At 62.1% G+C, this 11789-nt stretch carries 9 protein-coding genes and 1 pseudogene; all 10 read right to left on the reverse strand.

Annotation, left to right across the window (positions count from 1 at the left end; translation table 11 throughout):
• Positions 1-9: 9 nt before the first annotated feature.
• The 10 genes and pseudogenes from RAE21_RS16115 to RAE21_RS16160 all read right to left on the reverse strand — a co-directional run bounded on the left by RAE21_RS16115 (position 10) and on the right by RAE21_RS16160 (position 11700).
• A pseudogene (locus RAE21_RS16115) lies at positions 10-2764 on the reverse strand (ImpA family metalloprotease).
• A 142-nt stretch (positions 2765-2906) separates the two neighbouring features.
• Complete coding sequence (locus RAE21_RS16120) at positions 2907-3653, reverse strand: HD-GYP domain-containing protein (RefSeq protein ID WP_313882230.1); 747 nt, start codon at positions 3651-3653, stop codon at positions 2907-2909.
• On the reverse strand, positions 3650-4429 hold the full coding sequence (locus tag RAE21_RS16125) for a class I SAM-dependent methyltransferase (protein ID WP_313882231.1): 780 nt from the start codon (positions 4427-4429) through the stop codon (positions 3650-3652). Before RAE21_RS16125 ends, RAE21_RS16120 begins: the two co-directional genes overlap by 4 nt.
• Positions 4430-4503: 74 nt before the next feature.
• Positions 4504-5469 carry a ParB/RepB/Spo0J family partition protein gene (locus RAE21_RS16130; protein ID WP_313882232.1) on the reverse strand — a complete coding sequence of 322 codons (966 nt, stop codon included), beginning with the start codon at positions 5467-5469 and terminating at the stop codon, positions 4504-4506.
• A 43-nt stretch (positions 5470-5512) separates the two neighbouring features.
• Positions 5513-6058 carry an RBBP9/YdeN family alpha/beta hydrolase gene (locus RAE21_RS16135; protein WP_313882233.1) on the reverse strand — a complete coding sequence of 182 codons (546 nt, stop codon included), beginning with the start codon at positions 6056-6058 and terminating at the stop codon, positions 5513-5515.
• Between the two features lie 73 nt (positions 6059-6131).
• Positions 6132-6917, reverse strand: coding sequence for a ParA family protein (locus RAE21_RS16140; RefSeq protein ID WP_313882234.1), 786 nt, complete (start codon positions 6915-6917; stop codon positions 6132-6134).
• Positions 6918-6962: 45 nt separating this feature from the next.
• Entirely contained in the window at positions 6963-7583 is a 621-nt protein-coding gene (locus RAE21_RS16145; protein ID WP_313882235.1) for a LysE family transporter, read from the reverse strand.
• 422 nt (positions 7584-8005) lie between these two features.
• Entirely contained in the window at positions 8006-8683 is a 678-nt protein-coding gene (gene rsmG / locus RAE21_RS16150; protein ID WP_313882236.1) for a 16S rRNA (guanine(527)-N(7))-methyltransferase RsmG, read from the reverse strand.
• Positions 8680-10737, reverse strand: coding sequence for a tRNA uridine-5-carboxymethylaminomethyl(34) synthesis enzyme MnmG (gene mnmG, locus RAE21_RS16155; protein WP_313882237.1), 2058 nt, complete (start codon positions 10735-10737; stop codon positions 8680-8682). Before mnmG ends, rsmG begins: the two co-directional genes overlap by 4 nt.
• Positions 10738-11004: 267 nt before the next feature.
• The gene (locus RAE21_RS16160) at positions 11005-11700 is read right to left on the reverse strand and encodes a Crp/Fnr family transcriptional regulator (RefSeq protein ID WP_313882238.1); all 696 of its coding nucleotides are present in this window, start codon (positions 11698-11700) and stop codon (positions 11005-11007) included.
• Between the last annotated feature and the right edge of the window lie 89 nt (positions 11701-11789).

Genomic DNA, 11789 nt, shown 5'->3' on the forward strand with positions numbered 1-11789 from the left:
GGCATGTCATCAGAATGGCCATGCGGGGCTCGCGGCCGACATGTCGACTTTGCGCACCGTGCTGTGGTCGTTGGTGGAGGTGTTGACATACATCAGTGCCGGCTCAGCAGCAAATCCGAATGCCGCCACTTGGGCCGCCGCCTGCGCGGAGTAGCGCACACCCCAAAGATCAAAGGTGGCACGGTGGTCCCGCCCGGTGATCCAGGACAGGGTGATCAACAGGTTGTCATTGCCCGTCGGGCTGGGCTTGGTGGCATAGGTGCTGTAGCCGAGCGCGCTGCGGTTTGCGGCCCAATCGGCAGCGACCACGGCGTCAAACTGGCGCTGGTGCAAATAGAGCAAGGTGACGATGTCCCAGCCGGTCGGAATATGGGCCTGCCGTTGTGCCCAGTAATGGACCCACTGCATGTAAAAGGCCATGCGCTCGCCGTTTTGCACCGCATAAGCAGCGTTACCCCAGATGCGCTGATAGGCCCCCTCGACAGGGTCGGCCTCCGCTCTGGCGGCAATCACCATATTAAACGCCGAGCGGTAGCTGACCCGGTCGTTTGAGCGGTTGTCACCCAACTCCAGTCGCATGCGCCAGCCCTTGCGCAAGGGAAACAGGTTGTTGGACACCTCGGTACTGCGGTCGTCGTACACCTTGTGCATGCCCTTTTGCAGGTTGTGCCCGACCTCGTGGCTTTCGCCCCAACCACGGGGGTTGAGGCCCCAGTCCTGGTCATAGGGATTGCCTGAGCAACCGCTTCCGCATTGGGCGTAGTTGTCCACATTGATGTGCTGAGTACCCGGCACGCGATGGAGCGCGGCATCGGTGCAGTTCCAGCCGAGTTGGGTGCACATGGCCTGCACATGGGAGGTGAGGGTCTTGCCCGGCACGGCAAAGCCGGCCAGTTGGTACAGGTCTTCAAAAAAGAGGGTTTTCACCTCGGACAAGAAGCGGTCCACATCGCCGCCAAAGTCTGTGTTGATGACTGCGCGCATTTTGTCCGCGCGGGAATGGATCTCAATGCCCGCCAGCTTGATCTCGGCCCATTCGTGTTGGGCGGCATTCAGGGCAGTCACAAACGCCGGCTGGTCGCCCGCGCCTGCCGATTGGTCCAGAAACGGATGGCGGGCCACCCCCCGCAGCCGCAGGCGCACGGTTTGTGCAGGGGTGGCACTGCTGAACACCAGTTGCAAGGTGCCGCCATACGGGCTGTTGACTTGCACTGGCTGGCCGGTTGTAGCGGTTCGGGTCCCACAAACGGGTAGACCCGGTGCGCTGGGTGTTCAGGCGCAGCGCCACCGTGGCGGCGCCGGCATCTAGCACTTCTACGGTGACCGGCTTGCCCGGGGCCGCAAGGCGGCCGATCGCGGTAAAGCCGCTGACCGAGGGCAAGGTCACCTCTACCGTCTCGTCTGTGCTACTCACCGCCATGCCGCTGGTCAGTGCACTGGCAAAGGAGCCCAGATCCGCCTGCGCCACCGCGACCGGGCGGACATAGCTGACCAGCGCATCCGCAATCAGGGCCTTCTGGAAGGCGGCTGGCTGGGTGGTTTTGTCCATGGGGTAGCGCATCTGGCGGCGCACCACATCGGCCCAGAGCACCAGGTACCGCAGCACGTCGGTGTTGTCAGTGGCGAACAGGTTCTGGCCGGCCCGGTTGAAGGTGTCGATTTGGCTGCGCAGCGCATCCACCGGGCTCAACAAGCCAGCCTGCAGGCCCGCCACATTGGTGCAATCGGTCTTGCCCGCAGACACGGTGCAAGGCCCCCAGTCATACGGCATGCTGAAACTGTCAGAGGCGAGCAGATTCAGCAGGGCCGTGGTTTTGGCAAATTGGTTGCTCAGAGTCTCTTGGGTTGCGGCGCTCCGGCCGGCAGCCACCTTGTCGCTGGCCCAGTAGTTGCCACCATAGGGCCCGAACTGCAGCCCCATGCCGGCCAGAATCTGAATGGCGGAGTCGCTGGTCCAATTGGCTTTGGTGTGCACATACAAGACCGGTCGCCCAGCCGCTACCAGCGCGCGTATTGCGGCCTCCAGTCCGGCGCTGGCCGCCAGATCGCCGCCCACGACCAGAAGGTGCACCGTGGAAGCACAGGCCGGGGTCGCGATGAAGTTACAACTGACGGTGCTGACCGGAACTCCGGCCTTGGCCATGCCGGCAGCACTTTGACCGGCGTTGATACCGGCAAAAGCCACGTTCAGGGTAGCGGGCAGCGCCTCTGCGGCATTGCCACGCACCAGCCACGCCAGCAATCGCCGGAATGCGGGGCGATAGGCCTGCAACTCATTGTTGTTGAACTTGGACAGCACCTGCACGCCGTAAGCCGCGCTGCGACCGCCCTCAGCCACACTGATGCTGGCCAAGGCATTGCCCTGGTCCCCCACGATCAGGGGTTGTGCCATGGCGGTATTGCGCGGCTGAATCCAATAGCTCCACTGGCTGGGGTCGTACTCGGTCGACACGCCTTGGTAGAGGCTGCTGGTACGGGCAGCTTGCGCCAGGGTAATTTGTTGCTGGGCGTATTGGGCGTGCTGGGCCAACAGCTTGGCGTCACTTAGGCCGGCGGCGTCTCCGCTGGTCAGCGCCCGGGCTACGGTGGTGTCGGCAGCAGGGGCTGGAACCGTGGCCACCGTGTTAGATGCGCCACCACTGGCGCTATCACCCGAACCACTCCCGCCGCCACCGCAAGCAGCGAGTGAGGCGAGCACCACAACTGCCAGCGGGCCCCGGATACGGGAAGAAAAAGCGGCTTGAAATCGACAAAAGAGGGGCACAACGGGTCTCCGCCCTGCATCTCCATTGCGCAGGGTCGGGCGATTTTCCAGCCCCTCAAACGCCCTCTTGCCGCTGGGCTGACAGCCCGCAACACGGCTTACAAACGCTTACCCGGCCACGGGCACGGCGTTCACGGAAAGGTCAAAGAACCGCGACCTCGGCAATCGCGTTGGCCATGTATTCGATTTTCTGCTGCATGTCAGCATTGGTATCCGCATGGCGCACCGCAATGCTGCGAAAGACTTCGTGTACTTCCAAAAAAGCATCTACAACAGCAGGGTCGAAGTGCACTCCCCGCCCTTCGGTGATGATTTGCACCGCCCGGTCGTGCGACACACCATCTTTGTAGACCTTGTTGCTGATCAACGCATCGAACACGTCTGCCAGCGCCACAATGCGCGCCGACAGCGGAATTTGCTCCGCCCACAGGCCTTTGGGGTAGCCGGTGCCGTCCCATTTCTCCTGGTGGCACAGCGCCAACTCTTTGGCAACGGTCAACAAGGGCGATGCCCTGCCCAGGGTTTTCTCCGCCCGCACCAAGGCGTCGTGACCGAGCGTGGTGTGGGTGCGCATGATGGCGATTTCATCCGGCGTCAGGCGCCCGGGCTTGAGCAAGATCCGGTCGGGAATACCCACGGTGCCCATGTCGTACATCGGCACGCTGCCCGCAAGGGTCTCGACATACGCCGGTGTCAGTGTGTCGGCATAGGCGGGGTTCTTTTGCAGCTCGCCGCACAGGGCCCGCACATACTGTTGCACTCGGATGAGGTGGCTCTCGGTGTCAGAGTCGCGCAACTCCGCCAGAGTGGCCAACGCAAACACCACGACCTGCGCGGCGTGCAAGGCTTCATGGACGTCGACAAGGGGAGCAGGGTTGGTTTCGGTCATGCAATTTCTCCTGGTTGCAACGGCAGAGGCACTTGGTATAGCCACACCATTTTGCCACCCGGCCCACGCCAATGGGCAACAGGCGCCGCGCTGGTGGCTTCAAATTCCAAACTCACCAGCCAAGTGCCGGGGCGCATGTCTGCATTGGCCTTGGCGACCGCGCGTGCCATGCTCTCCGGGCGCTGGAACACATAGACCATGTCATAGGTAGACCAGTTGGCCAGCCAGATGTCGCCCCGCGTCACACGCGCCCACGGGCAGCGCAGCCCGCACAGCAGGCGCAGGGGCCAGCTCCACTCCATGCCGTGCAGCTCGGCCTGCGGATAGGCTTGGCGCAGCGCCTGCAGGCCATGACCCAGGCCGCACCCGGCATCCAGCACATGGGCGCCCACGGGCAGCGGTGCGTGGGCAGGCAACTCTGCGAGCGCGTTGGGTGGGGTGGGAAACAGCGGCGCATCGCGCCAGGCATTCACCGGGTAGACCAGCAACAGCAGCGCCAGGGGCAGCAACCAGGCCCATGCCGGCAAGGACTCTGCGCCCAGGGTGGAGAGGCTCACCACCAAGGACAGCGGAAAGCCCCCCGCGATCAGCAGGCGTCGCCACCAGGTGGGGCCCCATAGGCTACAAGCCACGCCCAGCGCACTGCTCAGTCCAAGGGCCCACGACAGCGCGACCCCCTCCCCCAGCAAGGCGCGAAAGAGTGCCCAGCAAGCAGCCCAGGCAAACACCGCAGGCAGCGGCCATTGCCAATGGGCGGGGTTGAGGCGGCGCATCATGTTTAACAGCCTAAAGAGCCTCTAGCGCTCGTGGGATATGCGCAGAATGCTCTCATTTTCATAGCGCTTTGCAGTTAACGATTACCGCCGGGTGCCAGGCGGTCGATCAGGCCATTAAGCTCTTCGAGCGAGCCGAACTGGATCACCACTTCGCCCATCTCTTCCATGCGGCCGTGGCGTTTGACACGCTTTTTGATGTGCACATCCACCTGCGCCATGAGCAGGTCAGAGAGCTCTTCCTCAACCCGCTTGATATCGCGCGATTTCTCTTTGGCCGGCTTTTGCGGGGTGAGCGAAAACTCGGCGCCGAGCTTCTTGACCAGGCTCTCGGCCTCGCGCACCGACATCTTTTTGGTGGCAATCTGGTTGGCCGCCGTGATCTGGGTGGCGCGGTCGAGTGCCAGCAAGGCACGGGCATGGCCCATGTCGATATCGCCAGCCATCAGCATGGTTTGCACCGGGTCGGCCAGGTTCAAGAGGCGCAGCAAATTGCTGGCAGCACTGCGCGAGCGGCCTACGGCCTGGGCCGCGGTTTCGTGGGTCAGGCCGAACTCTTTGATCAGGCGTTGCAGGCCCTGGGCCTCTTCAAGCGGGTTGAGGTCTTCACGCTGGATGTTCTCGATCAGCGCCATCGCGGCCGCAGCCTCGTTAGGCACATCGCGCACCAGCACCGGCACCTCGGTCAGGCCGGCCAACTTGGCGGCGCGGAAACGGCGCTCGCCAGCAATGATTTCGTAAATGGCGCGCTTGCGGCCTTCGCCGATGTTGGGTGCCGCATCTGCCTCATCGAGCTTGCGCACCAGAATCGGCTGCATGATGCCCTGCGCCTTGATGGACTCGGCCAGCTCGTACAAAGCGCCCTCGTCCATGTGGGTGCGCGGCTGGTACACGCCGGCCACCATGTCAGCCAAAGGCAAGGTGCTGGGGGCAGCAGCAGTGGTGGTGCCCGTGGACTCGGTAGCCGGGGGCGCATCGACCACTTTGGGGCCGAGCAGGGCTTCGAGGCCCATGCCCAGGCCTTTGGGTTTTTTGGTGACCATGTTCTTTTCCTTCTTGATATCGTGTGTGGTGGTGGCCGGCGGATCAGCCTGCGCGCGCCATCAGCGCGTGCAGGCGGGCGATGCCCTCGGGCCAATCGCCCAGGCCGGAGTCGGCATTGAGGTGGCCGGCGTTGCCGCAGTCCACAAAATCAGCCCCCCAAGCGGTGGCGAATTGCTGTGCCCGCTCGAAGGTGCAATACAGGTCATTGCGGCTGCCCAGCAGCTCAGCGGGAAACGGCAGTTTGTCCATCACCACTGGCCACCAGCTTTTGAGCGGGGCTTGCAGCTCTTCGCGCTCCGGGTCGCCGGGCCCGACCAGAAAGGCCGCTTTCACGCGGTGGGTGTTTTGCGAATGCTGGGCCCAGGCGGCGGTGAGGATGCAACCCAGGCTGTGCGCTACCAGCACCACGGGTGTGGGCGCAGCCAATATGGCTTCTTCGAGCTGCATCATCCAGTCACCCCGCAGGGGTTGCATCCAGTCGTGCTGCTGCACACGGGTGAAGCCGTGCAGCGCCTCCCAGCGGCTTTGCCAGTGGGCGGGACCGGAGTTTTGCCAGCCTGGCAGTAGGAGGATGGTAGGAGTGGACATGGTTGCTATGAATTCAGGAGCTACTGGGGCAACAAGCGTCTGGGCCAAAGGTGGATTTGGCTTGCAATGGCGCCTACATCACCTTGATGCGGTCCACCATCTCTTGCGCGAAGGTCAAAAAGGCCTGTGCCCCTTTGGACTGGGGATCAAACACCACGCCCGGCACCCCATAACTGGGCGCCTCGGCCAGGCGCACGTTGCGGGGGATGACTGTGTTGAACACCTTGTCGCCGAAGTGGGCGCGGAGCTGCTCGCTCACCTGCTGCTGCAGGGTAATGCGCGGGTCAAACATCACCCGCAGCAGGCCGATGATTTGCAAGTCGTCGTTCAGGTTGGCTTTGACTTGCTTGATGGTGTTGACCAAGTCCGTCAGCCCTTCGAGTGCAAAGTACTCGCACTGCATTGGCACGATAACGCCATGGGCGCAGCACAAGCCGTTGAGGGTGAGCATGCTCAAGGATGGGGGGCAGTCGATGAGCACGAAGTCATATTCATGGTCCACCACAGCCAGCGCCTGCTTGAGACGGCGCTCGCGCCGCTCCAGCTCCACCATCTCGACCTCGGCACCGGCAAGCTCACGGTTGGCACCCAGAATGTCGTAGCTGCAGCCACCCTCGATCAGCTTCTCGCTGCGAGTGCGGGCCTCTGCCACTGAGGCGGATTCCAGCAACACGTCGTACACGGTGAGCTCCAGCTTGCGCTTGTCTACGCCCGAACCCATGGTTGCATTGCCTTGGGGATCGAGATCGATCATCAGCACGCGCTGGCCGACTTTGGCCAGTCCGGCCGCCAGATTCACGGTAGTAGTGGTTTTGCCGACGCCACCTTTTTGGTTGGCAACGCAGAAAATTTTGGCCATAAAGCGCTCAGGGTGAGAAAACAGAAAACCGGTTCAACGGGACTTTTATTTGGCCGACTGCAAGGCCAGACGGATACCGAAGCCGACCAGAAACAGGCCCGCCAGCTTCTCGAGCACCCGCCCGATCATGGGGTTGGCGCGCACGCGCTCGGCGAGAAAGTGGGTCAGCAGCGTGGCGCCCAGCCCGTACAAAAATGTGAGGAAAGCGATAGTGGCCGCCATGAAGGCGTACGTCACCAGCCCTTGTTGGCTGGTGCGGTCCACAAACAGGGGGAAGAAGGCCATGTAAAACAAAATGGCCTTGGGGTTGAGCAAGGTGATCAGGAGCGCCTGGCGCAAGTAGTGGCCGGCCTTGATGTTGAGCACCGGTGCTGCGCCGGGTTTGGCCGTCAGCATCTTGAAGCCCAACCACCCGAGGTACGCGGCACCCGCCCACTGCACGGCATGAAAGGCATCCGGATACGCCGCCAAGAGCGCTGCTACGCCGGCCACCGCAGACCACATGAGCACTTGGTCACCCAGAATCACACCCAGGGTTGCGGCCAGCCCACCCTTGATGCCACCCTTGCTGGTAGACGTGACCAGCGCGAGATTGCCCGGGCCGGGGATCGCCAGAAACACGATGATGGTAATGACAAAGGTGCCGTAATCGGTGACGCCGAGCATGGGTTTTCTTTCGGGGGGAAGGCGTCGAGTTTACGTTGGAAACTTCGTGGCGGGCGTTGGGTTCCATCAAGCGGGCGATAGAAAGGCAGCGGCGTGTTGTTTCACGTGAAACTTGCCTGTGCGCAGCTTGCTCATTAACGATCTTGCTGAGCACGTCTTGGGGTAGGCGTGAGCCCCGCCGTTCGTGTCCCCCGCCTGCTGCGCAGGCTCCTCCTTGACCTCACTCTGGGGTTCACGCCTACCCCAAGACTACGAAGAGCGCCCAGAAACTCAACAGGCCGCAAGAGGATCAATCACACCGCGCGGTTGGGTGGGGTTACGCGTTTTGCGCAGGTCAAGGAGGAGCCCGCGCAGCGGGCGGGGGACACGGAGCAAAACGCGTGACCCCACCCAACCCTCGCCAAAGGGAAAAGCGAAAAGGCTTAGCCCACCACCCGCTTACGCATCCACACAATGCACCGCTCCGCATCCAACCACGGCACCACAAGTTGTTCCACGTGAAACACTTCCACCGAAGCGGACAGCGCAGCCATTTCATCCGCAGGGTGCTTGCCCTTCATACCCATCCACACACCCTGCTCTGCCAAGGCCTTTTCTGACCAAGTCGTAAAGTCGACCAACGATGCAAAAGCGCGCGAGCTCACCACATCGTAGGGCTCGCTCAAACTCTCTACCCGGGCGTGAATGCCACGCAGATTCGGCAACTTCAAGGTCACCGCCACTTGCTGAATGAACGCTGCCTTTTTAGCGACCGTGTCCACACAGTGCACCGTGATGTGGGGGCAACAAATCGCAATCACAATACCGGGCAAGCCAGCGCCGGAGCCCACATCCAGCAGGCGGGGTTTGTCACCACAAACACTTGCTGTCTGCTGCACCGCCAACTGTTTTTGTAGCGGTGCAATCGCTGCCAAGCTGTCAAACAGGTGGTGCGTCAGCATCTCGGCTGGATCGCGCACGGCCGTCAGGTTGTAGACCTTGGTCCACTTCTGGATCAAGCCCATGTACTCCAGCAGCGCCGCCGACTGCGCAGGCTGCAAGGTGAGGCCTAGCGCCGCACAAGCCCGACCCAATTGCTCCGAATGCCCTGCCCCGCTCATACCGCCTCCGCCTTTTCCACAAAGCCGCGGAAGTTGCCTTTCCGGAGGTGAATCATCAACAACGAAATCGTCGCCGGGGTGATGCCCGACAAGCGGGAAGCCTGCCCTAGCGTCTCCGGCTTGAATTTGCTCAGGCGCTGGCGTGCCTCAATGCTCAGGGCCGTGACCTGCATGTAGTCCAGGTCTTCAGGCAAGCGGAGGTTTTCGTAGTGGGCGGCGCGTTCGACTTCATCCTTCTGGCGTTCGATGTAACCGGAGTACTTGGCCGCAATTTCCACCTGCTCCACAACAGCCGCTACAAATGCCGCCTCAGCCAGATCCGTCGCCGGCAGGCCCGCTGTTTCACGTGAAACAGTGTCCAGCAAATCACGGTTGGCGTACTTTCCATGGTCCAGTGACATCAATCCGCCGTAACTCACATTCGGGCGGCGTAGCAAGTCGGCAAGGTTGTATTCGTGTTCAATCGATTTGCCCAACACGCGCTCGGATTCGTCGGCAGCGAGGTTGCGGGGGTTGACCCAGATACTGCGCAGGCGCTCTGTTTCACGTGAAACAGCATCCCGCTTGCGGCAGAAAGCGTCCCAACGGGCGTTGTCGACCAAGCCCAGCTCGCGGCCCACTTCGGTCAAACGGGCATCGGCATTGTCTTCACGCAGCTGCAGGCGGAACTCGGCCCGGCTGGTGAACATGCGGTAAGGCTCGGTCACGCCCTTGGTGATCAGGTCATCCACCAGCACACCCAGATAGGCCTGGTCACGGCCGGGCAACCAGCTGCTGCCGGTATAGCTGGCAGCACCAGCAGCACTCAGCGCCACATTGCAGCCCCCCATGGCGCGCACTTGCAGTGCCGCGTTAATGCCTGCGAACATGCCTTGTGCCGCCGCTTCTTCATAGCCGGTAGTGCCGTTGATCTGGCCGGCAAAAAACAGGCCGCCGATCTGGCGTGTCTCGAAGCTGCTCTTGAGCGAGCGCGGGTCAAAGTAGTCGTACTCAATGGCGTAGCCGGGGCGCAAGATGTGCGCGTTTTCCAGGCCGGCCATGCTGCGCACCAGGTCGTACTGGATGTCAAAAGGCAAGCTGGTGCTGATGCCGTTGGGGTAGTACTCGTGAGTGGTCAGGCCTTCAGGTTCCAAAAAGATCTGGTGGCTGTCTTTGTCGGCAAAGCGGTTGATCTTGTCTTCCACGCTCGGGCAGTAGCGCGGGCCCACGCCCTCGATCTTGCCGGTGAACATCGGGCTGCGGTCAAACCCGCTGCGGATGATGTCGTGGGTGCGCTCGTTGGTGTGGGTGATCCAGCACGGCACTTGCTGCGGGTGCATGGCGGTGTTGCCCATGAAGCTCACCACCGGCATCACATCGCTCATGCCACCGGCGACACCGTCACCAGGCTGCTCAATGCATTTGCTGAAGTCAATGCTGCGGCCGTCGATCCGCGGCGGGGTGCCGGTCTTGAGGCGGCCCTGCGGCAGCTTCAGTTCCTTGAGTCGGGCAGACAGCGACACGGCGGGCGGGTCCCCTGCCCGGCCGGCGGCGTAGTTGTTCAGGCCCACATGGATCTTGCCGTCCAAGAAGGTGCCAGCAGTCAGCACCACGGTCTTGCCCCGGAACTGGATACCAACCTGTGTCACCGCACCCACCACACGGGCGCCGTCTCCGTCGCCCTCGACCATCAAATCGTCCACCGCTTGCTGGAACAGCCAGAGGTTCGGCTGGTTCTCCAGCATCCGGCGGATGGCGGCCTTGTAGAGCACGCGGTCCGCCTGCGCGCGGGTCGCGCGCACTGCAGGGCCCTTGCTGCTGTTGAGAATACGGAACTGAATACCCGACTCGTCGGTGGCCAGCGCCATCGCACCGCCCATGGCGTCCACCTCTTTGACGAGGTGCCCTTTGCCAATACCGCCGATGCTGGGGTTGCAGCTCATCTGGCCCAAGGTCTCGATGTTGTGGGAAAGCAGCAGGGTTTTGCTGCCCATGCGGGCAGCGGCGAGCGCAGCTTCGGTGCCGGCATGGCCGCCGCCGACAACGATGACGTCGAATTCTTGTGGGTACAACATGGCAAGGGGGCGCAAGGGCGGACCACGATGCGGGTCCGGCCGGCGCAAAAAGAAAGGGAGTTGCCTATTTTAACGGCAGCTCCCCTTTTTGCCGAGTGCGGGGGCTTGGTGTCCTGACAGCCGCTGGCTTAGTGAATAAAAGCGCCCATCACCTTAATAGATATTGAGCGAACTGCTCCTGATTCGATAGCACCTTTCGGGACCATGGGACCAAGCAGCGACCCCACGCAATTCGACTGGATGACAGGCCTGGGCACCGTCGCCCTTTTAAGCGAGCGCCGCCTCGCGCTTCAAGAGCTCGGTGTCCCGGAACTCGATGTGCCCATACCCTAGCGCGAGCGCGCCTGCGCCCACTAGGTACTTGAGCTCTTTGGCAAGCGTTTGGCGCGTTACGCCGAGCATCATGGCCAGTTCTTCGTGTGAGACCTGCACACCGCTGCGGCTCTGGTGGGACAGGGTCATGTCTCCGCGGGCCAGGCTGATGAGGCGCCGCGCCACCCGGGTGCGCGTGGAGCGCAACATCGAGTCTTCGACCAACCCACACAAACCCCGCACCCGGGTCGCCAGCAGCACGCTGATGCCTTGCACAAACCCGATCCGCTGCATCAGGCCTTGAAAATCACGGGGCGTAATCACCAGCAGAGTGCCTGCCTGCAGGGAGACGACGTCGTGGGGCCGGATTTCCCCGTCGACCATGGAGGTCTCACCAAACCAGTGTCCGGCCTCCAGGACCGACAAAATCCCCTCGCGCCCATCTTCCCCCGAAGCGGTAACCCGGAACACGCCGGAGAGCACGCCATAAAAGCCGCCGCTCGCATCCCCACGGCGGTACACCGCTTCACCCGGAGACACTTCTTGCTCAATGGCCACCGCCAAGAGCGCTTTGCGCTCGGCAATAGGCAAGCCATCAAACCAGGTGTTGACTGACATTTTTTTTAATAACTCTGCTTTGGAGTGTGTCATCCATTCCCCTTTAGTGATTACCCTGAATTGTTAGTTTTTTTACAGTGTATCGATCGCGATGCAAGTACGCTGGGCCCTGTTGTAACTAG

Source organism: Rhodoferax potami, from assembly GCF_032193765.1.
GTDB lineage: Bacteria > Pseudomonadota > Gammaproteobacteria > Burkholderiales > Burkholderiaceae_C > Allorhodoferax > Allorhodoferax potami.

What these genes read in the sequence shown, in the direction of transcription:
- RAE21_RS16120 (WP_313882230.1), bottom strand. Translation starts at nt 3,653, where the DNA reads ATGACCGAAACCAACCCTGCTCCCCTTGTCGACGTCCATGAAGCCTTG.
- RAE21_RS16125 (WP_313882231.1), bottom strand. Translation starts at nt 4,429, where the DNA reads ATGATGCGCCGCCTCAACCCCGCCCATTGGCAATGGCCGCTGCCTGCG.
- RAE21_RS16130 (WP_313882232.1), bottom strand. Translation starts at nt 5,469, where the DNA reads ATGGTCACCAAAAAACCCAAAGGCCTGGGCATGGGCCTCGAAGCCCTG.
- RAE21_RS16135 (WP_313882233.1), bottom strand. Translation starts at nt 6,058, where the DNA reads ATGTCCACTCCTACCATCCTCCTACTGCCAGGCTGGCAAAACTCCGGT.
- RAE21_RS16140 (WP_313882234.1), bottom strand. Translation starts at nt 6,917, where the DNA reads ATGGCCAAAATTTTCTGCGTTGCCAACCAAAAAGGTGGCGTCGGCAAA.
- RAE21_RS16145 (WP_313882235.1), bottom strand. Translation starts at nt 7,583, where the DNA reads ATGCTCGGCGTCACCGATTACGGCACCTTTGTCATTACCATCATCGTG.
- rsmG (WP_313882236.1), bottom strand. Translation starts at nt 8,683, where the DNA reads ATGAGCGGGGCAGGGCATTCGGAGCAATTGGGTCGGGCTTGTGCGGCG.
- mnmG (WP_313882237.1), bottom strand. Translation starts at nt 10,737, where the DNA reads ATGTTGTACCCACAAGAATTCGACGTCATCGTTGTCGGCGGCGGCCAT.
- RAE21_RS16160 (WP_313882238.1), bottom strand. Translation starts at nt 11,700, where the DNA reads ATGACACACTCCAAAGCAGAGTTATTAAAAAAAATGTCAGTCAACACC.